General features: G+C 46.6%; 24 protein-coding genes and 2 pseudogenes. 1 reads left to right on the top strand and 25 read right to left on the bottom strand.

All coding sequences use genetic code 11. The features are described 5' to 3' along the window. Positions 1 to 20: 20 nt before the first annotated feature. From LJE09_RS02855 to LJE09_RS02880, 6 genes are read right to left on the bottom strand one after another with little or no spacing between them, the layout of a single operon-like run. Complete coding sequence (locus LJE09_RS02855; protein WP_227310951.1) at positions 21 to 398, bottom strand: metal-dependent transcriptional regulator; 378 nt, start codon at positions 396 to 398, stop codon at positions 21 to 23. A gap of 10 nt (positions 399 to 408) precedes the next feature. Next, a complete protein-coding gene (locus tag LJE09_RS02860; RefSeq protein ID WP_195277698.1) occupies positions 409 to 2145 on the bottom strand; it encodes an ABC transporter ATP-binding protein in 1737 nt (578 codons plus the stop codon). A gap of 14 nt (positions 2146 to 2159) precedes the next feature. Further along, complete coding sequence (locus LJE09_RS02865; protein WP_055151144.1) at positions 2160 to 3905, bottom strand: ABC transporter ATP-binding protein; 1746 nt, start codon at positions 3903 to 3905, stop codon at positions 2160 to 2162. Then, positions 3902 to 5416: an ABC transporter ATP-binding protein gene (locus tag LJE09_RS02870; protein ID WP_055151141.1), complete on the bottom strand. Its 1515-nt coding sequence runs from the start codon at positions 5414 to 5416 to the stop codon at positions 3902 to 3904. Before LJE09_RS02870 ends, LJE09_RS02865 begins: the two co-directional genes overlap by 4 nt. 5 nt (positions 5417 to 5421) lie before the next feature. After that, complete coding sequence (locus LJE09_RS02875) at positions 5422 to 6159, bottom strand: energy-coupling factor transporter transmembrane component T (RefSeq protein ID WP_055151139.1); 738 nt, start codon at positions 6157 to 6159, stop codon at positions 5422 to 5424. Further along, on the bottom strand, positions 6159 to 6740 hold the full coding sequence (locus LJE09_RS02880; RefSeq protein WP_044930260.1) for an MptD family putative ECF transporter S component: 582 nt from the start codon (positions 6738 to 6740) through the stop codon (positions 6159 to 6161). The genes LJE09_RS02875 and LJE09_RS02880 overlap by 1 nt, the downstream gene beginning before the upstream one ends. A gap of 198 nt (positions 6741 to 6938) precedes the next feature. Between LJE09_RS02880 and LJE09_RS02885 the strand changes: the two genes are divergently transcribed. Continuing rightward, a complete protein-coding gene (locus tag LJE09_RS02885) occupies positions 6939 to 7931 on the top strand; it encodes an AraC family transcriptional regulator (protein ID WP_331466559.1) in 993 nt (330 codons plus the stop codon). Positions 7932 to 7990: 59 nt separating this feature from the next. Here the strand turns inward: LJE09_RS02885 and LJE09_RS02890 are convergent, their stop codons facing one another. The 19 genes and pseudogenes from LJE09_RS02890 to LJE09_RS02975 form a co-directional block, all read right to left on the bottom strand. After that, a complete protein-coding gene (locus LJE09_RS02890) occupies positions 7991 to 8344 on the bottom strand; it encodes a TnpV protein (RefSeq protein ID WP_118633944.1) in 354 nt (117 codons plus the stop codon). After that, positions 8345 to 10068, bottom strand: a pseudogene (locus tag LJE09_RS02895) (DUF4368 domain-containing protein); the annotation flags it as partial. 151 nt (positions 10069 to 10219) lie between these two features. After that, entirely contained in the window at positions 10220 to 10366 is a 147-nt protein-coding gene (locus LJE09_RS02900; RefSeq protein ID WP_227226476.1) for a ketopantoate reductase family protein, read from the bottom strand. Beyond that, the gene (locus tag LJE09_RS02905; protein WP_055153108.1) at positions 10363 to 11205 is read right to left on the bottom strand and encodes a class I SAM-dependent methyltransferase; all 843 of its coding nucleotides are present in this window, start codon (positions 11203 to 11205) and stop codon (positions 10363 to 10365) included. The genes LJE09_RS02900 and LJE09_RS02905 overlap by 4 nt, the downstream gene beginning before the upstream one ends. Positions 11206 to 11234: 29 nt before the next feature. Then, positions 11235 to 11363, bottom strand: coding sequence for a hypothetical protein (locus LJE09_RS17890; protein ID WP_255601776.1), 129 nt, complete (start codon positions 11361 to 11363; stop codon positions 11235 to 11237). Between the two features lie 8 nt (positions 11364 to 11371). Continuing rightward, positions 11372 to 11470: pseudogene (locus LJE09_RS18660) on the bottom strand (ZIP family metal transporter); the annotation flags it as partial. A gap of 185 nt (positions 11471 to 11655) precedes the next feature. Beyond that, a complete protein-coding gene (locus LJE09_RS02915; protein ID WP_227310952.1) occupies positions 11656 to 12657 on the bottom strand; it encodes an alpha/beta hydrolase in 1002 nt (333 codons plus the stop codon). A 12-nt stretch (positions 12658 to 12669) separates the two neighbouring features. Continuing rightward, positions 12670 to 13275, bottom strand: a complete 606-nt coding sequence (locus LJE09_RS02920; protein WP_055153112.1) for a class I SAM-dependent methyltransferase — start codon at positions 13273 to 13275, stop codon at positions 12670 to 12672. A gap of 1 nt (position 13276) precedes the next feature. After that, positions 13277 to 13891 (bottom strand): class I SAM-dependent methyltransferase, encoded by a 615-nt coding sequence (locus LJE09_RS02925; protein ID WP_055153114.1) that lies wholly within the window; start codon positions 13889 to 13891, stop codon positions 13277 to 13279. Between the two features lie 111 nt (positions 13892 to 14002). Beyond that, entirely contained in the window at positions 14003 to 14581 is a 579-nt protein-coding gene (locus LJE09_RS02930; RefSeq protein WP_055153116.1) for a TetR/AcrR family transcriptional regulator, read from the bottom strand. A gap of 474 nt (positions 14582 to 15055) precedes the next feature. Then, positions 15056 to 16804: an ABC transporter ATP-binding protein gene (locus tag LJE09_RS02935; protein ID WP_055153118.1), complete on the bottom strand. Its 1749-nt coding sequence runs from the start codon at positions 16802 to 16804 to the stop codon at positions 15056 to 15058. Then, complete coding sequence (locus tag LJE09_RS02940) at positions 16805 to 18589, bottom strand: ABC transporter ATP-binding protein (protein ID WP_055153120.1); 1785 nt, start codon at positions 18587 to 18589, stop codon at positions 16805 to 16807. It abuts the gene before it with no gap. A gap of 16 nt (positions 18590 to 18605) precedes the next feature. Beyond that, positions 18606 to 20087 carry an ABC transporter ATP-binding protein gene (locus LJE09_RS02945; protein ID WP_173681632.1) on the bottom strand — a complete coding sequence of 494 codons (1482 nt, stop codon included), beginning with the start codon at positions 20085 to 20087 and terminating at the stop codon, positions 18606 to 18608. Beyond that, a complete protein-coding gene (locus LJE09_RS02950) occupies positions 20075 to 20848 on the bottom strand; it encodes an energy-coupling factor transporter transmembrane component T family protein (RefSeq protein WP_118613642.1) in 774 nt (257 codons plus the stop codon). The genes LJE09_RS02945 and LJE09_RS02950 overlap by 13 nt, the downstream gene beginning before the upstream one ends. 114 nt (positions 20849 to 20962) lie before the next feature. Continuing rightward, positions 20963 to 21565 (bottom strand): MptD family putative ECF transporter S component, encoded by a 603-nt coding sequence (locus LJE09_RS02955; RefSeq protein WP_055153122.1) that lies wholly within the window; start codon positions 21563 to 21565, stop codon positions 20963 to 20965. Positions 21566 to 21702: 137 nt separating this feature from the next. After that, positions 21703 to 22671 carry a helix-turn-helix domain-containing protein gene (locus LJE09_RS02960; protein WP_055153123.1) on the bottom strand — a complete coding sequence of 323 codons (969 nt, stop codon included), beginning with the start codon at positions 22669 to 22671 and terminating at the stop codon, positions 21703 to 21705. Between the two features lie 98 nt (positions 22672 to 22769). Beyond that, complete coding sequence (locus tag LJE09_RS02965) at positions 22770 to 23156, bottom strand: hypothetical protein (RefSeq protein ID WP_055153125.1); 387 nt, start codon at positions 23154 to 23156, stop codon at positions 22770 to 22772. A gap of 610 nt (positions 23157 to 23766) precedes the next feature. Further along, positions 23767 to 24513 (bottom strand): HNH endonuclease, encoded by a 747-nt coding sequence (locus LJE09_RS02970; RefSeq protein WP_055153127.1) that lies wholly within the window; start codon positions 24511 to 24513, stop codon positions 23767 to 23769. Beyond that, positions 24497 to 25753, bottom strand: a complete 1257-nt coding sequence (locus LJE09_RS02975; protein WP_118613640.1) for an AAA family ATPase — start codon at positions 25751 to 25753, stop codon at positions 24497 to 24499. Before LJE09_RS02975 ends, LJE09_RS02970 begins: the two co-directional genes overlap by 17 nt. Positions 25754 to 25868: the final 115 nt, after the last annotated feature.

Below are 25868 nucleotides of genomic sequence, written 5' to 3' on the forward strand. Positions count from 1 at the left end.
ATAAATTTTTCAATATTCTTTCAATTTAGCCTTGACTTTTTATTTGCAGGCTGTTCTTTCAATTTTGGGAAACTCTGATCGCTAATTACGTGTTCCATTTTACAGGCATCTGTTTCTGCCTGTCGTGGATCCACGCCAGCTTCTATTAGTTCTTCCGTAAAAAAGCGGTGTCGCTCATAAATTTTTTCAGCTACCACTTTCCCTTGACTCGTCAAGTACAAAAAGTGATTCTCATCTATAGTTAAAAACCCTTCTTTTAAAATATTAACCGCATGACATACGCTGGGCTTTGATACTTCCATATGTCGAGCGATGTCTACCGAGCGGACGCTTCCAAATTTTTTATAGAGAACCAAAATTGCTTCTAAATAATCTTCTCCAGATGCATAAAGGTTCATAAGTCCTCTTTTACTGAGCCAGCTTCCAGCCGATGGCCTCCTGTCTGGCCGATACAAAATCGGCATACAGGCCCTTCTGCCGGATCAGCTCTGCATGAGTGCCGCGCTGGACGATATGAGCGTTGTCCAGTACAAGGATCTGATCGGCGTTGCGGACGGTTTTCAGACGGTGGGCAATCATGATGATGGTCTTGTCATGGGTCAATGCCTCGATAGCCCGCTGCAATTCATCCTCATTCTCCGGGTCAACGCTGCTTGTTGCCTCGTCCAAAATGATGATAGGTGCGTCCTTCAGCATGGCGCGGGCGATGGCAATCCGCTGTTTCTCGCCGCCGGACAAAGTACCGCCTCCCTCGCCAATCACGGTGTCATAGCCATCCGGCAGGGCAGAAATAAAGTTATGGCAGCAAGCCTTTTTCGCCGCTTCAACCACTTGTTCATGGGTAGCATCCGGGCAGCCAAACTTGATATTGTTCTCAATCGTATCTGCAAATAGGTACACGCTCTGGAACACCATCGAGATATTCTTCATCAGGCTGTCCAGCTTGAAATCTCGTACATCCGTACCGCCTATGGTAATCTTCCCGGCATTCACATCCCAAAAACGGGCAATCAGGTTGCACATCGTTGTCTTTCCTGCCCCGGAAGGGCCGACAATGGCCGTAGTCGTTTTTTCGGGAATGGTAAAGCTGACCTGATCTAATATCTTACGGTCTGCGTAGGAAAAATCCACCTTGTTAAACACGATCTCGCTGGACTTCGGCGTAATATCAGCGCCTTTCTCGTCCATTACCGGCGTGTCATCAATGGAGTTTGCCGTATCCATCGAGGCCGCCAGCATTTGCAGCAAAGAGGCCATATTCCCGGCGTTCTCCAAATCGTTGAACACCATGAAAGAAGCAATCACCAAAATCAGACCGTAGGCCAGCGGCAGGGAGCCGTCCAGCCAGAACCAGACCGAGGCCAAAAGCAACAGGACGCTGAACACTCGGACAACAGCCTGTTTGATAGCGTCATAGGGAACGCTGGCCTTTGTCAATTTCAGGTTATCCCGGCAGCTCGCCTTAATTGCACTGCCGATAGACTGCGTGCTGTCCCGTTCCAGTCCAAATGCTTTGACAATCCCCATCCCCTGAATGTACTCCAACACAGACTCCACAAGGGACTCCTGTGTGTGCTGGCGTACCCCGCTGAGCGCGGCAGATTTGCGAAGCGCCAGTTCCGCCGCCGCAAGGTAAATCAGGACACCGGCAGCGGCCACAAGACCGATCCGCCAGTCAAATGCCAACAGGACGATGACGAGGGCAACCGAGTTGAAAAAACCGCCCAGCACTGACACCAGGACACGGGCTGCTGAGTTCTCTACATCACCCAAAGTTGTTGTGACAATGGCGGTAATATTCCCGATACTATTCTTGTTGAAGTAGCCCATCGGGATGTAGCGCAGCCGATCTCCGATGTGGATACGCTTTTCCGCCACCATGCAATAGCCGGTTTCCGTCTGCTCCATCGTGGAAAAATAGGTCGTGATGATACGCCCAATGAGGGAAACGGCCATAATTCCCAGCGAAATGCAGATAAACTTTCCGTCCCGGTTGTCAGATACCAGCGCGCCGATCACTACAAAGAGGGCGGCAAACTGCATGGCTGAAAACAGCCCGGACAGGAATGAGAATAACAGGGATTTTTTTAGAAGCCCCTTTTTGCTGCCTGCAAAAGCAAAGATTTTTTTCAATGTTCCATACATCTGACAACACCCCCTTACATCTGGTCTTTCGCGCCGATGTGCGCCTGCCACATATCCCGGTAGAGGGGGCAGGTTTCCAGCAGCTTCTCATGCGTACCCTGTGCGTGGATGGTTCCATCCTTCACCACAACGATGTTATCTGCGCCAACAATGGTAGACAGCCGGTGTGCGATCACAATCAGGGTCTTGCCGACAGTTAAAGTGGAAATGGCTTTCTGCACCAGCGCCTCATTCTCTGGGTCGATATAGGCAGTTGCCTCGTCCAAAATGACAACCGGCGCATTTTTCAGCATGGCGCGGGCGATGGCAATCCGCTGGCGTTCACCGCCGGAAAGATGGGAACCGGCGCTGCCGACAACCGTATCATAGCCATTATCCAGCTTGCGGATAATGGCGTCGCAGCCGCTTTGTTTGGCTGCCTGCTCCACCTCTGCGTCCGTGGCACTGGGTCTTCCCATGCGGATATTCTCCCGGATACTGCGGTTAAACAGGTAGTTGTCCTGAGATACATAGGAAATCTGGTCTGCAATTTCAGACAGCGGCATATCCTTCAGCTCATGGCCGCCGAGGGTAATGCTGCCGGATGTAACATCCCAATACCCGGCAATCAGCTTCGCCACCGTAGACTTGCCGGAGCCGGACGGCCCTACAAGGGCGGTCATGGTTCCGGGGTGGATGGCGAGATTCACATCATGCAAAACCTCTGTTGTCCCGTCATAGGAAAACGACACAGACCTAAGAGAAATGCCGGTATCTTCCAGCTTGACCGGCGTGTCCTTATGGTTCAGTTCTTCGGCGTTCAGAAGCTGGCTGATTTCTTCCACATTTGTCCCCAGTACGGCCAAATCGTCCGTAAAGGTAAAGGCCGCAATAATCGGCCCGATCAGCCCCAGCGAGAAAATCACAATGGACAGGAAGGTGGAAAGCTCCAGACTGCCGGAGAGCCAGAATGCAAAACCGCAGGGCAGCACGCAGATCAGCACTGAGGGCAGGATGGCGTTGTAGGCGCTCATGGTTTTCTGGTTTTCATGCATCCAGTCCACATAATAGTTGGCGTTATAATTCACCGCGTCAGAATATTTTTTGTAGGAACCGGCGGACTGGCTGAACGCCTTTACCACCTCAATCCCGCCGATGTACTCTACAATGGCATTTGCCATCTGCTTGCCTGCCTTGACAGCACCCTCCCATTTGACGGGATAATTCTTCATACCGGCAGACATGACAGCAAGGCCCACCACCAGCGTAACAAGGGACAGGAGCGCCATGCGCCAGTCCAAAAGGAACAGGTACACGGCGATTACAAGCGGCACCAGCACATTTGCGGTCATTTCCGGGATCAGGTGTGCGAAGGTCGATTCCATGCCTTCAACCCGGTCAACAATCGTCGTTTTATACTGGCCGGACGGAGTATCTAAAATCGTCCCCATCGGGACGCGAGCCAGCTTTGCGGTGATATTCTCCCGCAGATCACGCAGCGTGTAATAGGTCGCTGTGTGGGAAATCGTTGTAGAAAGACAGGAAAACAGCACCTTCCCAAAGTAGCCGCACAATGCAATAATACCAGCGGTCACATAGCGGGAAAAATTCTGTTCCCCAGACAACATCATTGTGACAATATGCGCCACGCAGAAATAGGGCACCATCTGGCAGGCCACGCCTAATACCGCAAGGATAACACTGCCGATGAATTTTCCATGATAAGGTTTGCCCCATCCCCATAAGACACCTATGGGTGCCTCCTTCTTTTCCTCCTTCATTCTGTGGACACCTCCTTCTTCATATCACTCAGGAAAAACTTTAGCAGGCGTTTTTGGCCATTGCTGTCCTCTATGGAATAACTTTCCTGAATTTGCCCATTTTCTAAGTGAAGGACATAATTGCAGCAGCGTAGAATAAATTCCGGGTCATGTGTTACCACAAGTGCGGTTCTTCCGGCATTTGCCACTTGATTAACAACATTGGCAACCTGCCTCATGTGAAACAGGTCAAGACCGCTGGTCGGTTCATCGAATAAAATCAAAGGGCGCTCCGAAGCAATCGCAGAGGCAACCGCCACGCGCTGCTTTTGGCCGCCGGACAGTCCCATCGGGTGGCAGTCCTCATAAGGCAGCAGGTCCATCTCCTGCAAGATTTTTCTTGCCCTCTGCTTGTTCTCAGTTCTCATACTGAGCAGAATTTCATCCAGAACACTTTCAGTAAAGAGCTGGTGGTTTACATCCTGCATGACCATATAGCAGAGTTTCAATCGTTCTTTTCTGGAATAGTTCTTGCTCTGATCCTGCACCGTTCCTTTGAAGTGCTTTTCCAACCCGCAGAGGCACCGGGCAAAGGTGGATTTTCCCGCACCATTATGTCCGATGATGGCCGTGGCGCTGCCGGATGGGAAAGAGGTTTCCGTTATATGCAAGGTTTCCGGCTCATGCTTATAGGCGAAGGACACATTCTTTATCGTCCAAACCGCCCCGTTCATTCTCTGCGGCGAGCCTTCAACTTCTGAAAGCCCCGCAAGGTCAAGGGGCCGCAATCCCATATCATCGCGCTGTTTTGCCGACAGGCCACAAAATTCCTCTGCTGTATAATCACCTTCGATTTCTCCATCTTTCAGGTACAGGACACGGTCAAAGAGGTCGGACAGATAATACAGCCGATGTTCAGAGATGATGATGGTCTTTCCCTGCGATTTCAAAGTAAAGAGTAGCTGTCGGAAATCAGCGATAGCGTATGCGTCAAGGTTGGATGATGGCTCATCAAGCACATAAATATCCGGGTCAATCGCCGCTGCCGATCCGCAGGCGATTTTTTGCTTTTCACCGCCGGACAAAGAAAAAATACTTCTATCAAGCAGCGGCTCCAACTTTAGCTGTGCAGCTACACGCTTTACACGGTCACGCACAAGATCTTCCGCTATGCCGTGATTCTCTGGGCCGAAAGCCAGTTCGCTGGTCGTGTCCACATTGAAAAACTGAGAACGCGGATTTTGAAATACAGAACCGACTTTCAGAGAAATATCAAACAGTGACAGGTCACGGGTATCCTTTCCATCCAGATAGACGGAGCCGGTATAAGTCCCCTCATGATAATGGGGGATCAAGCCGTTAAACAACCGGGTCATGGTTGTTTTCCCACAGCCGGAAGTCCCGCAGAGCAGGACAAAAGAACCGTCCTCAATAGTGCAGGAAATATGTTTCAAAGCGCCACCGGCCTGCCTCTCACTGTCGGGAAGGGTACTGGCAGGATAAGAAAAGGACACATCTTGACATTCAATCATTTCCTTCACCCCCTTGCGGCAAGCACATAGATTTGCGCTGCAAATGCTCCCAGACAGATCAGCAGGAAAATAACATCCTGCACATGAAAACCCAGCTTACAGATATTCGTCCGTTTTACCGGGCCTCCCAATCCCCGCGTAAGGGCTGCCTGGGACAGTTCCTCTCCGATTTTGACGGAGCAGATCATCATGGGGACAATCCGATACTCTAAAATCGCACCGACTTTTCCACCACCAAAGCGGACGCCACGCATCCGCATGGCGTCCCCAATAGCGCTCCATTCTTCCGCAACCGTGGGAAAGAAGCGAAACATCACAGACATAGGAATGGTGATCTGCTGCGGCAGGTGGAGCCGTTCCATCGCCGCAACAAATTCGCTGACCGTGGTTGTCGTTACCACGAAATATCCCATGACCACGCTGGGGGTGAACCTCAGCAGAATGCCAACAATGGCTACTGCAATGTAGTTTGCTACGCCAGACAGTCGTGACAGACCGAACATTTCCAGGCACAGACTGCCTCCAAAAATCAGGATATAGAGAACAGCGCCTTTCCATTTTCTGACCGCTGACAAAAGTAACAGCGGGATTGCCGCCAACACGATGATGTAATACTGCATGATACCTTCATACGAACCGCCTAAAATAAAGACAGCTATGGTAATCAGTACCGCCAGTTTTGTCCGGGGGTCTAATAAAATTCCACTATTGTTTTTTTGACTTGAAAGAAGTTCGCGGCTCATTACACAATTCCCGCCCGCTCAAAGTGCTTTTTGAAAATCTTCCGTCCGATCAGGCCGCCGACAAGACCACTGACAAAAGCAGCAATAAGCAGTACCGGCAAAATCCAGTCGGGCATATAAGCCATGAGCGTGTCGGCATATTCCTGACCGTAGCCGGGGAGCAGGTTCTGGTAGTAAGCGTCACGCGTCACAACGATGGGAATAAAGGCGCCGATTACCCACATGGAAAAAACGCCGTGAATCAACACTTCGCGCTTGGCATTTTTGTAGTCACAGGCTTTCATCATAAAATCGGAAATCAGCCCGAAGATCAGCCCGGTAGGGATGCACCACCAGCCCATGCCGGTCAGCAGCATAATGATACCCAGCAGCACTCCGCAGATGGTAAGCATACCGAATTTCTTAATTTTGGAGAAGAACAACATCATCGGAATACCGCCGACAAGCGGCACGATCACGCTGATAAGCGGAATAAAGATCGGGATAAAACCGATAGACGCCGCTGCGAAAATGACGATAAAGTAAATCGCCGTAAAAATACCGATGTTGATTAAGTCCTTTCCTTGCAATTTGTTGTTCATTGCGAAACCTCCTAACATGATTACTTTCATCTTTGTTAGTTCTTGCTAACTAACCCTAATGATAGCATAAATTCAGCTGTGCTTCTATGCACATATCGGTATTTTAAGCCCGTATAGCAAGGAGTTTTTTCGCTCTGCCAGAATATCTATTGACCGGGAGTTTTCTCGCAGGTATAATAATATCAGCGATTTTGCGTGATGAAAGGGGCGAAGCAGTTGCGTAACATGATATACAACATTTTAGAAAACAGCGATACTGTTTCTGGTGTGACCTTGAAAAACAGTCCAAATAGCAGCACATTGCTTTTGGATCGGACAGATGGCAAGGGACGCATGACATTCCATACGCTCTTTCCGGGGCTGACTTTGGCTTTTATTTTTGTAAACGCTCCCGTATGGCCGGAGTCGGATGAAAATTCAAATCTAAAGCCTTTGCTGATTAACTATTGCGTTTCGGGCAGAAGTGAATTGCTTCTGGATGACGGCTCCTACATTTACCTGAAGGAAAATGATTTTTGTGTCAGTGAACAGACCGCACAGAAAGAATATATCTTTCCCACACGGCAATATCAGGGCATAAAAATATACTTTGACCTGCCACTTCTTTTACAGTCCTGCGGTGAACTTTTGAAATCTTTTTCACTTGACCTCCCTACGCTGGAAAAAAGTTATTGTGGCAACCATAAGACATATATCAACGGAGCGGACAGTGAGCTGGAAAATATATTTCAAAAACTCTGGCGGCTATCTGAAAAGCCCTCTGCCTTCCATTTGCAAATCTATATGCTTGAACTTCTCCACCGGCTTTTTAACATGGAAATCCGGCCTCCGAAAACCTGCGGCTTCTACACGGAAACGCAGGTTGAAATTGCAAAAAGGGCAGCGCAAATTCTCTCTGATGATCTTCGCCAGCACATTCCTGTACGGCAGATTGCAGAACGCTTTTCGGTCAGTGAAACCAGTCTGAAAAACTATTTTAGAGGCGTATATGGACAAAATATATCCACCTGGCTACGGGAAATCCGTATGAACGAAGCCGCAAGACTTCTTTCGGACACAAAGCGTCCGATTGCCGAAATATCCGAACAGGTCGGCTATTCTAATCAAGGGAAATTTGCAGCTGTGTTCAAAAAGCAGTTTGGACTATCGCCGCTGGAATACCGGCGGTCAAAGAATTTGGAAAACCGATAAGAGCAAAGCCGGGATTTGCCGCTTGATAGCAAAATCCCGGCCTTTCTTGTGCCTAAAAACTATTTGTAAATCAGTTCATCTTGAATAATTTCCTCTGCCTGCGCTTTCAGCGTGTTCATCAGCCCCACCCAGCGCATAGAGTCACAGGCTTTCAGTTCCTCCGTGACACCCGCAACTTCCATCATGTGAGGCAACATGGTTTTCACACGCCCCTGTGCTGTCCGCTCAATCTCTAACAGGTGTGGATACAGCTTCTCGCTCATCAGCAGATGGTTGTAGAGAATGGGGCGATGTTCCTTTAGGTAGGATTTTCGCATTCTTCCGTACTTGCCGATAGAAGTTTCCGGCTGTTCAGAAAGTTTTAGGTTGGGTATATCATAATCTCCACAACGAATGTAAGTCAACTTACTCATTTTCATATCCTCAGCCCGGATCAGGGCTTTCTTAGCGTCCATTTCCGCTTTTTTCTTCGCCTTGATTTTGTCCTCATACTGTTTCTGTGCGCCGCTGGCTTTCCGCTTCAAATAATTCTGATGAAGCCTGTCCTTGCGTTCTTCTTTTTTCTGCAGTTCTTCCTGTTCCTCCGGGGTTAAAGGAACCGGCTGTAAGGATGGTGGGATATAGCGCCCTAAAAAATTGAAGTAGATTTCAATTTCCTGCGTGGTGTTCTGGCTGCCTTTTCGGGCGCGTTCGTGGACAAGGATTTTCTCTACAAACTCGTTGAGCATGGTGTTTGTCAGAGTGTCAAAATTCTCATACTTATCAATTAGGGCTATAAATTTCTCTGCGGATTTCTGGCTCTGCTCATAGCCGGTAACAGCCTTTTCCAGCTCTGCAATTTCAATCTCAAGTGCATCCTGCTCTTTGGCATACTGTGCATCAAGCGCCTTATATCGTGCATCCGGCAGCTTGCCGAGGGCGTTGTCCTCATAGATTTTGCAAATCAGTTTTTCCAGTTCTCCGGCTCTCTTTTGGGCAGCAGCCAGACGCCTGCGCTTTTTCGATATATCGGCACTCTGTTGAGCAACCTGCGTCTCCTGAACAGTGTGAATAAATTCCGTCCGGTCATTTCTCGAATATTCAGCGATAGCCCGGAGCGTGTCGGAAACCAATGTCAGGACAGCACTCTCATTGATACGGTGTTGTGTAGAGCATAGTGTCCCACACGGAACTTTGGTATAATTGGAACAGGTATATTGAGAAACCCGCTTTCCATTGTTGGTGCGGTGGACATACATCTTGCCGCCGCAATCGGCACAATAGAGCAAGCCTGTGAGGGGAGCCGCTTCGCCCCAGCCGTTTGGATAACGCCGTACATTGCTGCGGATTTTCTGCGCCAAATCAAAGGTCTGCTGGTCGATAATGGCTTCATGGGTATTCTCAAAGATCGTCCATTCGTCCTCAGAAACATAGTGCTTTTCTTGTCCTTAAAGTGCTTGCGGGTCTTGAAATTGATGGTATGCCCTAAATACTCTCGTTTTTTCAAAATGTTCACGATGGTAGATGATCCCCATCCATATGGGTCTTTGACCGGCTTTGAACGGTTCACACCCTCGTTGAAGCGGGCAAGGTGTACGACAGGAATTTCAATCCGGTCTGTGGATAATTTGCAGGCGATCTGGTAAGGCCCATATCTCTCCAGCGTGAGGGAGAATATACGGCGTACCACTTCGGCAGCTTCCTCATCTACCAGCCAATGCTCCCGTTTTTCGTCTCATAAGTAGCCGTAAATCACAGTGCCGGTCAGGTGCTTGCAACTCATGCCTTTTGACTTAAACTCAGATCGGATTTTCCGGCTGGTATCACGGGCGTAAAATTCATTCATAATGTTGCGGAACGGGGTAAACTCGTCATCGCCTTTCAGACTGTCCACACCGTCGTTGATGGCAATCAGACGAACGCCTCGCTGCCGCAAAACCTCCATAACTTGACCGACCTTCAGATAGTCGCGTCCTAACCGGTTCATGTCCTTGATGACGATTGCCTCTACACGCCCTGCCTCCACTTCCTCCATCATCGCCAAAAATCCGGGGCGGTCAAAACGGGTGCCTGAGATACCATCATCGGTAAAGTGCGTAGGGTTGGGCAACCCATTCCGGCGGGCAAAATCCTCTAACATCTGCTTTTGAGACGAGATTTGTCAAGGTATGTTTTTGTAAAGGAGTGTGCAATTCGCATTGACAAGCAGCCTTCATTGACTGGATGCGGGGTAGCCTCTTCGGGCAGGTAGCCGGAATGGTGATATTCCCCTCAACACTTCTCGGCATTTTGCCGGTGGGCTGCCTTCTTTATTGATCCTTGATCCGCAGTCCGTTCTTCCTGATTTCCTCTGCCCAATTTCCCCGGGCAAGCAGGGTCACATCCTTTCCGGCGTGAAACAGATTCCTTTCCAGATTACACCCTAAAACACCTGCACCATATACCAGAATTTTCATTGCTTGCCACCAAATCTGATCTTTACAATCTGCATCTTCATCATTCTGTCACCGACTTTGGCAAGAAAACGGAAAAATCTGCTGACGGAGGGGTCTTTCAAATCATTGTAGCCCAACATATAGCCCCGGCTGGAGACCTGCAAACGGCTGTCCCACGCGCCGATCTCTTTGGGAGCGTCGGAAACCGCGAAATAAGCGCCCACATCCTTGATTTTCGCACTCTTGAGCCATGTCTTGGCGATCATCTTTACCGCCGTCCGATTTGCAGCGTCAAACACCAGCACACCGCCGGGGAAGGCGTCTGCCATACCCTGCACAAGAGCTTTGACCTGCTCGGTCAGAAAATAATAGAACACGCCGGAGGCAAAGAAAACCGAGCCGCCCGATGCATCGATTTTTGCAAACCACTCAGTATTATTCAAATCGCAGGGGATATTTTTCTCACGCTCCCCGGCGGGCAAAAGCTCGTTGCGCACGGCTATGACATCGGGAAAGTCCAGATTGTAGATTTTGCAGCTGCCGTTATCACAGCTTTTTCCGGTACTGTCCAGCCCGCAGCCCAGATTGACCACCGCCGCATTGGGGTGAGATTTCAGATAATCCCGCACCTCAAAAGCAAGGTCATTCTGCCGCATGGCCACCTCCAGTGAACCGAAACGCTGCATCAGGCTGCGGGATTTTTTCTCCGACTCAGAAAAATCGTAGTCAATCTCGTCAATCAGGCGAACCGCTGTTTCATCCCGGTAAAGATTCGGGTATAGTCCTGAGCAGACCTTCCGCGCAAACAGCGGGATGATCAGCGTTTCCTGTACCGTGTTTTTCTCGATTTTGTATTTCATGGGTATCTCCTTTCAGCGAACAAATATCATCATAATTGTGCCAGCACTGCCGAAATGACCGCCATGCCCACCGCGCCCTTGCGGGTACCGATGGCGCAAACCAAAATGAGCAGAACGCCAAGTCCTATGCCTTCCAAAATCACCTGTAAAATCATCATTTACTTCCTTATCCCAGCGCCACATCCAGCACCATCATCACGCTGAAGCCTACCGCAAAGAACACCGTTCCAAGATTCGAGTGCCGCCCCTGCGACATTTCCGGAATACCGGACATTGCCTCTTCCAGATAGGCGTCGTTTTCCGCCTTGTTCATTGCCCACACCAAGCGGCACACCGCTTTCCCGCTCAGAGTAGAGCAGGTGATCATGCCGTCATAAAGGCTGTTTCCACCTGTCATTCGGTACGCACCGCGAATGGCTTCTTTTCGTTCCATGGTTCTTCCTCCGTGTTTCAATCATCACACGACCGTTTCCAATCCCATTTTTTCAAAATGTCCACGATTTTCGCAAAGTCCTCCTTTGCCTCCTTGAAGATCGGCAGCATACAGTAGCAATGCACCATCTTCGGGCGGGCGGACACCGTATAGGGGACATTTGCCCGTTTGCAAGCTTCCTCAAAGTCCGGCAAAGCACCGTAGAGCACCTCGTCGGCAGAATAGAAGAAGTGAATATCGCCTACGCCGGTAAAATCTCCCCGGGAGCCGGAGAGCATATAGGCCGGCACATTCTCACAGCCATGCCGCATGAACTTCTCCACCGTCACCATAAAGGCATAGTCGATGGAAACGTCCCTTTCATCGAGTGCCTGCATCCGCGCTCTTTCCGCATCGTTCCACGGTACTTCACCGGGGGATACAACGACGATGTGTCTCGGCTGCGGCAGCGGCTCGGGCTGCGCGTTGTTGTGCGCCGCGATCCCCAAAGCCAGCGCACCGCCGGAGGAAAAGCCGCAGGTACTGACATTTCCGCCGCCATACAGCCCAATCATTTTCCGGTAACATTCGTAAACCATCGCATAGGTTTCGGTGATACAATACTCCATGCAGAGGGGATAAAACGGGAACCACACATCACAGCCGGGGATAAGTGTTATTTTCTTTTTATGTATAACGATGAGGGGATAAAACGGGAACCACACATCACAGCCGGTCTCGCGGCAGAGCTTGCGCATCACAGGCAGGTCGCCCTTATCGGGGCCGATCACCATGCCGCCGCCAAAGAAATAGAGAATCGCGCGCTCGGACGGCTTCGGATGTTCTCGCACAATCAGGCAGAGAAAGCCGTTTACCGCGATCGTTTCATAATATGCCTTGCGGTCGGTGGGCGTAAAAACGCCACGATGCCGGTTCTGCTTTTCAATTTCCTTTCTCAGTGCATCCTCCGGCAAGGCGAACGCCTTTTTCGCGCCGGAGAGCTTGTATACGCTGCGTAAGATAGATGCAAAGATACTCATGATTTAGCCCCCTCATTTCCACGCCGTAATGCAGAGCCAGCTTTTCTTTTTGTGTATCTGCACATCGTGAAAGCCCGCCTGCTCCAGATACATCTTCAGCTCGGCGTCCTTGTAGATGGTCATGCCGCCGATGATCTCCGTCCACTTCTTGTCCTTGTCCGTATCGCCGTTGCTTTCGTTGCAGATGAGTAATGTCCCGCCGGGCTTCAGCACCCGGTAAACCTCCCGGAAGCACTGCGGCAGATCGGGCCAGAAATAGACGGTTTCAAAGGCCGTTACCGCATCGAACCAGTCGCCTGCAAAAATCATATCCGCCACGCTGCCTTGCAGAACGGTGCAGCGGCCCTCCGCTATGGCGGCCTCGTTGACCTTTTTGGATTTTTCCACACTGACGGGGGAATAGTCAATACCCTTCACAATACCCTCCGGGCATTTTTTCAGAAGTCTCTTGATGTTCGCCCCTCCGCCGCAGCCGCAGTCCAACACCTTGGCGTCCGGCGCAGCATTCAGAAATTGAAGCCCCCACCGGGCCACGGCGCTGTGCCCGACATTCATCATGGCGACCATAATTTTCCCGCCAAAGCCCACGGGCTTGCGGGTGTTTTCAAAGAATGACATATCACACCTCCATTTTTACACACTCGGCATAGGTCAGCGGGAACGAGGCTTTCAGCACAGCGCTTTTCCGCACCGTCCAGCTGTTCTGCCTTAGGAAGCGCAGGTATTCCGCGCTCGTCCACTTGCTGTGGAGAGGGAAGCCTGCCAGCTTCATGAAAAATGCCCTGACCTTGCCGGTAAACGAGTTCCCTGCGTGGGTAAAGGTCGGCGCAATCAACACGCCATCGTCTTTCAGCACCCGGCGAATCTCGGCAAGGGCTTTCTCCGGCTGCGGCACGATATGCAGTGCGTTGGACACGATCACCACATCAAAGGACTTATCTGCATAGGGCAGGCGGAACATATCCTGCACGGAAAAGTGCAGCTTTGCAGATTGATTATCCCGCTTTGCTTCAAGAATCATCTCCGCAGAGGCGTCCGTCGCCTCGATGTGCGCCGCCGCGTTTACGATGTGTTTTGCGATCAATCCCGTGCCGGTCGCCAGCTCCAACACCGTCTTGGCTTTTACAACCGGCCGGATCAGCACATACATCTCGTCATACGCCACCCGATCCTTTCGCATAAAGCGGTCATAACGTCCGGCATTTTTGTCCCAGAAATTCTTGTGTTCTCGCATCTCTTTCATTCCTTTCGGCGTTAGATTCATCTAACCGATACGCACAGTTGTGCGGTTAGGGGAGGCTAACTGGCATGTCTTGAAAAAGCTGCATTTCTGCGGCCTTTCGGCTTATTCAAATAGCTCCCTGCAAGCACCGTACACCAGCGTTTCCAGCACCTGCGGGTATAGCTCCCCGATCTGCTCCTTATGGGAAACTGTGAGAATCAGTCCCTGCACCGTGGCGGCAGCCAAAGAGATGCCGCCACTCGGCACAAGGTCATATTTTTCCAGAAGCTGACGGATGTGCGTCTCGTCATCGTGGTAATGGATGTTTTTGACATCCTCCGGCAGTCTCTGCAAAAGCAGCTTCGCATCGTTTTCAATGAAAACCATGTCGCCGGTATCGGACAGCCTCCGGCAGACGGCCAGAACCGCCTCTGCCGCGCGCTCCGACGATGGCAAGCCGTTTGCTTCGCTCAGTGCATGGTCAGCCACTCCGTAAAGCTCGGAGTGGATACTTTCCAGAACTGCGAAGAAGGCCATCTCCTTGGATTCGTAGAATTTATAAAACGAGCCTTTTGCGATACCGACAGCCTTTGTCAGTTGATCCACGGAGGTTTTCTTCATCCCCAGTGTGACGGCGCAGCGTCTTGTTTCCTTCAGCAGCGCCTTGTGAAGTTGTTCTGTTTCATAGTCGGTAAAAGCCAAGCCCACGCCTCCTTAAATATGACCAATTCGGTTCTTTTGGTCATATTATACCGCGTTTCTTTCTGTTTTGCAAGAGGTGCGGAGAAAAAATCACTAATCAAAAGGGGTTCAGCGTTGCAGAAAGAGACGCTGGAATTCCGATAATCGTTGTCGCCGCGGTAAAAGAAACTATATCGTAAAAGGGCATCAGAGCGAAGCATCCAAACGCTGCGTTCTGATACCCTTTTTGTTTCATATTGCACAGATGGGGTGATTGCAAGGAGAAGAACAGAAATTCACACAACATGAATGACGTATTCACATAATACTACTGCTTTTGCGCTATCATTAACGTTCGATCTTGCATCGATCCGTTTTAAGGTGAGACCTTTTAAGTTGCTCCGTACTCCTTCGCCGCATGATCATCTGCCGCGCCTGCCGATTCTCCGCATCCTCTCCGGCAGTACGAAGTTTCATAGGCAGCTCCTTTCGCCATTAAGCAAGACTCCATCCAGCCGCACTCTTTCGGATATTGACAAAATCCTGATAGATACCGGGCTGTTTCAAAAGTTCCTCATGGTTTCCTTGCTGTGCAATCTGGCCGTTGTCTATAACTAAAATCTGATCAGCAGTTTGGATCGTATTCAGACGATGAGCAATTACAAGCAGGGTCTTTCCCTTCACCAATTCGGAAATAGCTTCCTGAATATAGCTTTCATTGTCTGTATCCACACTTGCGGTAGCTTCGTCCAAAATGACGATAGGCGCGTCTTTCAGGATACAGCGTGCAATCGAAATACGCTGCTTTTCGCCCCCAGAGAGTGTCGCACCGCCTTCGCCAACCACCGTTTTGAACCCCTCAGGCAGAGCCATAATGAAATCATAGCAGCGGGCTTTTCTGGCAGCCTCATAAACTTCTTCTTCCGTAGCATCCGGTTTTCCCATACTGATATTGTTGTAAATGGTGTCCTGAAACAGATACACACGCTGGAATACCATGCTGATCTGATCCATCAATTCCGACAGAGGTACATTGCGAATATCCACGCCCCTTATCGTCACATTGCCAGATTTTACATCCCAAAGTCGCGCCAGCAAGTTTGCAATGGTGGACTTACCACTACCGGATGGCCCAACCAGTGCTGTCATAGAATTTTTCTTCATGGCAAAACTGATATGATGCAGAACCTCTTTGTCCTGATAAGCAAATGTAACATCGTTGAACTGGACTTCTGGCTGTCCTGGCTGTGCCTGAGCTGGAATATGCTGCTTGCCATTGTCGGAAAGTTCTGGTTCGTCCAGTACCGCTTCAATGCGATCAAGAGCAGCGTTCATAACGGTCAGTCTGGATGCTTCTCCATAGAGAGCCTTCAACGGGCCAAAAAGATCAAATACAAACAGCAGAACACCCAACACATAAGCCAAAGAAAGCACACCGCTCTGTTCCAACACAATAGACAGGCCGAAAATTGCCGCAATACCAATACCATAAAGGATATTCAGCCCCATTGTCCACGGGGTCATTTTCTGTTCAAAGTCAAGCGATGTATTTCTGGAACGCTTGAAATTGCCGGACAATTCTTCGGATTTTTCTCCAAGCAGGTTATAGCTCTTAATAACACCAATGCCCTCCACAAAAGACAGCACCGCATCGGTCAGCCGTTCGCTCTGCTCCTGACGGCCTGCTGCTTCTCGCAGGGAAACTTTGTTCATCCCCTTAGATACCAGCCATGCCAAAATAGTAACTATCGAGGCGATCAAGCCAAGCTGCCAATTCAGATAAAACATGAACGCCAGCAAAAGCAACGAGGATAGCAGATAGCTCATCATGTTTCCCAGCGTACTCATAGAAACTTCTTCAATGAACACCATGTCGGTACTGAGGACTGAACTAATCTTGCCAATATTGCCGGAAGTGAAATATCCCATGGGAAGTTTCCGCAGATGACCACCCAATTCGATACGCTTGTCAGCAAACATCAAATATCCTGCTGCACTTTGCAGGCTGTCACTAAGATAGTGGACGAACATCTGAACCAGCACAACAGCAGCAAGGCCAAGTCCCACATAAAGGCAAGTCTGCCCGGTAATTGTCTTGCTTGCAAATCCGCTCAAAACCACAAAGGCCAGAAAAATCGGCATTTTGGACAGAATGGATTCCAGAAACGCACAAACAAATGCGCCCTGAATACGGCTCTTATAACGGCCAGAAAGTTTCAATATTCTTGAAAACAAAGCAAACATTTATTTCCCCTCCTTTGCAGTATGTACTTTCCACTCGGCGCTGTCCTGTGCCGCTTTCCACAACTTTTGATATTCTGGGCAGGACTGGATCAGCTCCTGATGTTTACCCGTTGCAACCAGCTTTCCGTGATCCATAACACAAATCTGATCTGCGTTTATAATGGCTGGTAATTTGTGCGCGATAACCACAAGGGTTTTACCTTTTACAAGTTCTGCAATGGCAGCCTCCATCTTTTCCTCGTTTTCAGGATCGGCATAGGCAGTTGCCTCGTCAAGCACCACAATAGGATCATCCTTTAAGATTGCCCTTGCCAGAGAAATACGCTGGCGCTGACCGCCGGAGAGCATTTTTCCTGCATCACCAGCCATCGAATGAATACCCTGCGGAAGTTTCTCAAGGAACTCCATACACTGAGCTTTCTTTGCGGCCTCCACCACTTCTTCATCCGTTGCGTTTAACCGACCAAGCCGAATGTTTTCGAGCAGAGAGGTGTTGAACAGGTATTGATCCTGTGCCACATAGGAGATACGGCTGTTCAGTGCTTCAAGACTCATATCGCAAAGTTTCTGTCTTCCGATAGAAATGCTGCCTTTCTGCGGGTCATAATAGTGAATCAGCAGTTTTGCCAATGTACTCTTGCCGGAGCCAGATTCACCAACAAGAGCTGTTTTCTGTCCAGCCTTTGCCGTAAAGGAAATATCATGGAGAACTTCATCCATGGTCACCACAGGCTTTCCATCTGGTCCGGGTTGTGTGTTCTGATAGCCAAAAGAAACATGATCATAAGTAATTGTGTCATCTTTCCCGTGGAACGCATCCTCTGTCTGCTGAAGCTCCGGTGCATCCAGCACTTGCTCCAATGCAGAAATTTTATAGTTGAGCTGGGGCATGGTAGGCAGGAAACCAAGGGATTTCAGCAGCGGCATACCGATACTCAAAGAAAGACACAGTACCAAAATCAAATTAGGAAGAGTTGACCAACCGGAAAGAACGAACCATGCGCCCACAGGCAAAGTCAGAATAATGGTGCATGGAAGCAGACTACTGTAAATTGCCATCCACGGCCACGCCGCCTTATACCACGCCAACGTATAGTCCCGGTAATCTGATACATCTTTGCGGAACCGCTCATAGGAATCTGCGTCCTTATTGAATACCTTGACAACTTCCATACCGTTAATGTACTCAATAATGGTATTGTTCATCTTTTGTCCGGCCATATAGTAAGGCCCCATTTTCTTCATGCCGACGGAATACATCGTCATCATGGCAATCAGACTAATCGGAATAGATGCCAGCGACAGAAGCGCCAGTTTCCAATCCACAAAGAACATTGCCACATAAACCGCAATAGGGATCATCAGGTTTGCAATTCCCTCCGGCATGGAGTGAGCCAGTAAAACTTCCAGACTGTCTACATCATCCACGAACAGCTTTTTGACTGTGCCGGTGCCTTTATCCTGAATGACACCGAGGGGCAGCTTTTCAAACCGTTTTTGAAGTGCCGTTCGCAGACGGAGCAGCGTGTCATAAGCGGCTTTGTGAGAAAGATTCAGTCCCCAGCCATAGAAAAGGGCTTGCAGCACCAGACACGCCAAGACAAGAGCCACGCGCGAAATGATAAAGGATGCTCCAATAGATTCACCCATGACCAGCGGCGCTATCACCTGATAAGCCAACACAAAGGGCAGGACACCCATCAGGACGCTGACCAGCACGATGGCCGTTGCTGCATAAAGCCCCTTCTTATGAGGCCCTGCATACTCAAATACTTTTTGAAACATAATTCCAACCTCCTTATCAGTTAAAATATTTTTCGGATAGCGTTTTCAAAATTTCTGGTGAAAGCCTTTGATTTTGAATAGCCCCGTCATCATCCAACTGAACCACCTCCGTACAGGTACGAACAATAAATTCAAAATCGTGTGACACCACAAACACGATCACACCAGAGCTTGAAAGTTGTTCGATCAGTTTGCTGACACGCACCATAGAATCGTAGTCCAAACCACTGGTAGGCTCGTCAAAGTAGATCACTGGGCTGCCCTTTACGATTGCCGCACCGATAGTAACCCTCTGCTTTTGACCACCTGAAAGGGATGCCGGATGCCATTCACGGTAATCTGATAGTTCCAGTGCTTTCAGCGTTTCATCCACTTTTTCTTTGCAATCATCCTTCATACCAAGGGATAGTTCTTCCTCCACACTGCTGGCAAAAAGCTGATAATCCGTATCTTGCATGACAAGATAGGAAAGTGCCCGCCGCTGGCGTGGTGTAAGTTTTTTACCGTCAAAGCAGACCTCGCCACGCTGCTGCTTTAGCAGACCCGTTAGAATAGATAAGAGGGTCGTTTTTCCGGCTCCGTTATGACCCAGAATACCAATCACATCTCCTGCATGAGCTTCAAAGCTGACATTGTGGAAAATATCCGGCCCTTTCTTGTAGGCAAAACTTAAATTGTGAACTTCCAGCCGATGTGTCTCGTCCTTTGTATGTGGCTTTTCCTGATAATGTTCTGCATCGCGTTCCGGGTATGCTGTCCGCAGACCATAAGAAATTCGTGTTTCTTCAGGCAGAGAGCAAAACTGTTCCCTTGTGAACTCATGCTCAATTTTTCCATTCTGAATGAGAAAGGCTCGGTCAATCAGATCGCGCAAATAATAAAAACGATGCTCTACCACAAAAATGGTGTATCCAGCGTGTTTCAGTTTTCCCATAATTTCTGCCAGCCGTTTGGTAGCGGCATAGTCCAGATTGGCCGATGGTTCATCAAAAATATATACTTTTGGCACCAGCGCATAAACAGAACCGATTGCGATCTGTTGTTTTTCCCCGCTGGATAAAGCAAAGATACTTCTGTTCAAGTAGTCTACCAATTCCAACTCTTTCGCCGCTTTTGCAATGCGGTCAATCGTTTCCTTGCGGGGCAGTCCGAGATTTTCGCAGCCGAAAGCCAATTCCCGCGTGGTATCCGTCATAAAGAACTGAGAACGTGGGTCTTGGAATACCGTTCCAAGCTGTCCGGCCAATTCAGACGGCTTCATTTCCAGCAGCGAATGACCGTCCATGAGCAGATCCCCTTGGATTTCTCCGGGATAAAAGTGCGGAATCAGACCATTGAGCGAGCGGATCAGGGTTGTTTTGCCGCAGCCGCTTCGCCCAGTCAAAAGAATAAATTCTCCTGTCTGTACGGTCATATCAATGCCACGGAGGGTAAAGTCTTTGCTTTCTTCATAACGAAAGCTGAAATTCTGAAATGAGATCATCGTCACACCCTCCATAAAATGATTTCCCCGATTTTAGTCTGGTCGATAAACAATAACCCGACCAAAAAGAGGATACCCAACAGCGATACCACAATTTCCCGCCACGAAAAACGGATTGGCCGCAGCGCATATCGTTTGCACTCCAACTCCAGACCGCGTGTTGTGCCGGATGCTGCCAGTTCATCGGTAACTTTCAAGCACCGCATCAGCAGAGGTATCAAAATATATTCTATGGTTGCTAACGGATGGGATACCCGTTTCCACACAGTATCGCTGATACCTCGAATATCCATCGTGCTTCGGATTTGTCGGTATTCAATCCGTAAAGTAGGGATATATCGGAACATAACAACAAGGGGAATTGTGACCGCCTGGGGCAACCGCATCCGTTGAAGTGCCACCATTAAGTCATCCATGTATGTAGTTCGCAATATCCAAAGTCCCATCATCATGATAGGGATCAATTTTAAGACCGTCACGCCGAACACGCTCATAATCACACTTAAAACCGGAACTTGGACATAACGGAGCAGGGCATTGAGATAAGCAACAATAATATAGGTCACTATCATTTTGACAGCCCATTTTCCACCGTTACCCAAGGCAATAAACAGCCCATAAACCAGCATGAGCGCGAGACTGACAACTTCTCCGGCCAGAAAATAACTGACAAAACCAATGCAGACCAAAAGAAGTATCTTGCAACGTGGGTCGAGGAGCGCAGAGCCATGTAAGGGCTGGCGCTCGATTATTTGTTTAATTTGTGCTTCTTCCATTCAAATGTCTCCCTATAAAAAATCAAAGCGCGGGACTGTTCTCAGCCCCACGCTCTGAAGTCAGGCAGCCCGCTTGCCTGTATTGCCTGATAAAGTTTCAGGGGGCTGATCCTGTTATTTTACTGAAACAAGTCCAGCTTTGATAAAGTGTTTTTTCAATGCTTTCTGACCGATAAAGCCACCAATCAGACCGCCCACCAATCCGGCAGCAACAATGACTACCAGCATGGGAACGGAAGTAATGTTCAACATTCCCTGAATGTACTCCGGGGCAATATTGTTTTTCTCCATTGCTCCGACAAACGCGCTTTGAAGAAATTTGATAGGGCAGATAGCACTAAAAGCAAAAATAGCACTGAACAGCGCATAGGCTGCCATCATGGACTTCATTGTAATTTCATTCCGGCTCATAACCAGGAAATCGCAGATGACACCGCCAATTATCAAACCGATAGGAATGAACCAGAAAGCACCCACCAGCAGAAACAGGATAGCCTGAATTGCGGCGCAAATGGTAAACACGCCTTTCTTCGGTACCTTAGCCAGTAGAAGCATCATAACGATACCATTCGGGATTGCAACAACGGATGGGTAAAATACATTTGTCACCGGACCTGCCACGCTCATAATAGTGCTGATAATCATGCAGATGATCCACATGAGGGCCGTTAAAACACCGATGAGAATAAAATCTTTCGCATTTAGCTTTTGTTTCATACTCTTACCTCCTCATAATAAAATGTAACGCGGTTAGTTTTTTCTAACCACGCTACATAGAATATCAGTTATATTAGACTAAACCAACCCAAAACCAACCCGATTTAACCCAAAAACCGTCAATCTTAACTTTTTATCTAAACAAATCTACTTTCCGGATAATTTTTGGGAGATACACCATATTTTTTTTTAAATGCGGCAGCAAAATTGCTAGGTTTTCCATATCCAACAATTGCAGCGACTTCACTTACGTTCCAATCTCCTTCTAAAAGAAGTTGTGCCGCCTGAGTTAATCGTTGTTCGATGACATATTGGTGGATTGGCATACCGTAAAATAGTGAAAATCCACGAGTCAGTTTCGTCATACTTAAGTGTACTAGACGGGATAGTTCTTCACATGAAGGTGCAAAGGCAAGTTGACAATCTATAATACGCTTAGCCTCCATAATAGCGGTTCTTTCGGTACGGGATATGGAAATATTTTTCCCCATAAGAATATCCTGCTCAAACACTTCACCTAAATAAATAGACAGTAATTCCAGCAATTTGCCGTCAAGATATAGATAGCCTAAGCTACCTCGGTATTGGGTAAAACAACTTAGATCTGTTAAAATCTGTTTCATATTAGGTGTTACTGGAACTTTCGAAATTTCATTCAACAGTTTCTCCTCATAAACTGTAGCTTCACATTTTTCAAAATATTCCTCAAGAATATGCCTAAAATATGTAAGAGGAATTTTAATACTCTTAAATGAATATTCGCTATCCTTTTTATAGCAAATGTATTCTGTTCCTCCATGGCCAGTATAAATACAAGATTCATTTTTTTGTATACTCACAGACCTATAATTACCTGTCATTCCCCATGAAATTCCATCATTTAAGCAAAAAATTATTTGAATATATTCATTACTAACAGGACCTTGAACATTCATATCGCTTTCATAACACATTTTCCAATCAGCTAAAATTACACCATGCTTTATTTTTGTCTGAGAAATATTTCCTTTTCCTATTTTTAAAGGAATATCCATAGTAATCATTTGAGGAGAATTCAAAAGTAATTTGTAATAAATTTCATTTAAAGACCTATTTTTTGCCAACATACCATTTCCTCTCACAAAAGTTAGTTGTTTCTAATTGGATTATATGACTTAATTTTTTTTTAGGCAAGTCCCAAATTTCTTGTACTCTTTTTGCTTTTTTATTTTTTTCTGGCAAATAATAATGTATCTGATACTTTTACACATCTAAAATTTGCATATGATAACTCTTTTAATACTGCTTCCTCACTCTCATAATTCCAGTTCATTGGACAAGTTATTTCTCTAATCACCTTATTTTTATAAGAAATTCTATATGAAATCACCCATTCACATTTCTCCTTATTATTACAATTTATCTCTTTTATAAATGTTTCATATCGATTTTTACCTTGTTGTGCAATGGATATTGGTGTTCCAATAGGTACTGAAAGAAATTTTTTATTCAAAACTCCAATCAAAACAGGTGTACCCGTTTTTAATTTTTTCTCAAAAGTTTCCCACAAAGATTCTCTTTCTTCTTTTGTTAAATGTCCTAAGACACCCATACATAGTACTCCGCTTATATCGTCCTCAAAACTTGTCAAAATAAAAGAGACACCGACAAATATCAATGTCTCAAGATATTTTCTATTATTCTATTATGCTACTTTCCCCTCCCCTCTGCTGTCAAATTCTATATGTATCTGCCCTGTGGACTCCCATGTTTCACATGGAATTTCCATATATTTTAAAAATATGTTTCATTTCTAAACCTACATCTTATACTGACCATATACATAAATCATAATGTCTCGGATATCTCAAACAGCCTGCTTTATAGCCGCATACGAATTTTGTATTTCTCACCTATATATTGCAAAGAAATTCAAGATATTCCAGAACTTTCTTATAATCTGTTTATGTACATTGACTTTGCTGATTTGTACTTGTTGTCTGTCATATTTTTTCAACACAAAAAGGCCATTTAGAAATTTTCATTCTAAATGACCTTATTTATTACAAAGGCAGGAGGCCTTTGGCTTCTTAATGTTTTACTCCCGGTCAGATCCGGAACCAGCGTTTCTTATCTGTATCTACAGATACAAATACAAATTTCACAAGCCTATTAACACAAGATATTGTTGTAGTCAATTATGTATTTCCATATATGGCATCTCATACCATTTTCAATGAAATATCCTGTATTTCATTCTCCATTTCCTGCAAATTAGATGTCCATACGCCTTCTGATACCAGAATCTGCTTGATACTTTTATATATATCATCATTCAACATATTCGTTGCCTTCACTGCTGCATAATCATTTCCAGCAGTACATTTTCCCATCAGCCTTTCAAATCTTGTTTTATACTTTTTCTGATAACCAACCTCTTGCAGATCTTCATAAATTTCTTCCATATGCTGATAGATATTTTCCCACTGTTCCATACGAATTCCCATTACCCGTACAATATCATTTAATCCAATTGCTGTTATCGTATTTTTTCCGATTTTTTCATCATCTATACCTACTAGTCGAAATGGATTTTTCTTTGCCAGACCTATATAATCTGCTGGTTTATCCATACAGGGGTTTACGAGCCGATCTTCATTATCATTTTTCTTTCTGTTACATCGCAAACAAGCTGGAAATAAATTTTCCCACTCTACCACTAACCCTTCATGCGACTTTTTAGGTAAGAAATGGTCAATCGTTACATCTTTCGATTCAATTCCCAAAGCACATTCACAATACGAACATTTTCCATGGCTCATTTCCAGCAGTGCTTCTTTTAATGTTTTTTTTATTTTAGGTGAATTCCAGACATCTTTTTCTTTATCCTTTTTATATAGTTCTGTGAGCTCTTCTTTTACTTCATCAGTAAGCTCTTTCGGGCATTCTCCTCTATTGAGTTTTATCATCTGGTTCAATCATCTCCATGTCTAACTTCATAATCTTTCTTTCCTGACTCTCCGGATGTGTCATTTCCAGCAGCTTTTTATATAGATTTTTTGCCAGTTCATAATCTTCCGCATCTACCGCATCTGAGAATTGTTTGATCAGCATATTATACAATGGAGTTTTTCGCTCAACCCCCATCATCTGTTCCTGTATATTTTCAATACTCCAGCCATTATAATTTCCCTGTTCGCCCGCATATTGCATTTTACTGATGTCATAGATTTCACTTGCTGCTAATGCCTGAATGATAAACGGGGAATGCGTTGAAATGATAAACTGACATTTAGGAAAAGTCCTTCTCAGATCTTCAACGATTGTTTTTTGCCACTTTGGATGAAGATGCAGATCCAATTCATCAATCAATATAACCGCTTCCTCTTCCAAAGGATTTACAGACTGCGGATTTGCAATCGCAAGTCGTTTTGCAATATCTGCCACTACTGAAAGAACTGCTTTATAGCCACCACTTAACTGGTCAATCTGCAGATCAATTCCTTCACTATTTGTCAGAAGCATTCTTGACGGATTTAACTCTATTCGTAAATTACTATAACCTGGGATCATCCTCTCCAATGCTGTCCTGACACAATCAAGTCGTGGATTTTTATAATCGGGGTTTTCCCTCAGTCCTCGTAATTCAATGTCTTCCTCTGTCTTAAACCAATCATAGAAATCCCTGAAATAATTAACATTGTCAAAGCAGTTCCGTAAAGAATCCATCACTTCAAAATTCTTGATATGTCCACGTCTTGGAACCTCTCTTATAATCCTGTCTGTTCCATAATAAAGAACTAATGGCAGATATCCGGCTGTAACACATTCTATATATTTTTGTTTTAATTTTTTCAAATCATTCCCATTTTGTCCTCTTATCTCAATTGCTTCATCATAAGGAAAAATGGAAGCTTTTCTCCTTTTATTGGTCCATGTGTATTTTGCACCTTCAAGATCAATACCAAGCGTTACCGCTACACTTGAAGTTCCTTCTTTAATATCCGTGTTACTTAAATCACATTGTTTCACAGCCTCCCCGTTTACTGCACGCAGTACGGGAACAAACGCTTTGGTGATGGACTCCAGAATCGTTGTTTTACCGCTTCCATTGTCTCCAATTAAAGCCACAAAATTTCTATTTGCGAAATCTAATGCTGCAGAACGCATATTTCTAAAATTTATTATCTCTAAAAAATCTATTTTCACTGTATCACCTTCTACATTCTATTGTAATATCTGCATTATACCGCATACGCCAGTTTACCCGCAACCGTTTTAATTATTATATCCTACATTTTTATAATCACAGCACAAAGCTCTG

Source organism: Blautia sp. DFI.3.45, from assembly GCF_020593505.1.
GTDB lineage: Bacteria > Bacillota > Clostridia > Lachnospirales > Lachnospiraceae > Blautia_A > Blautia_A wexlerae.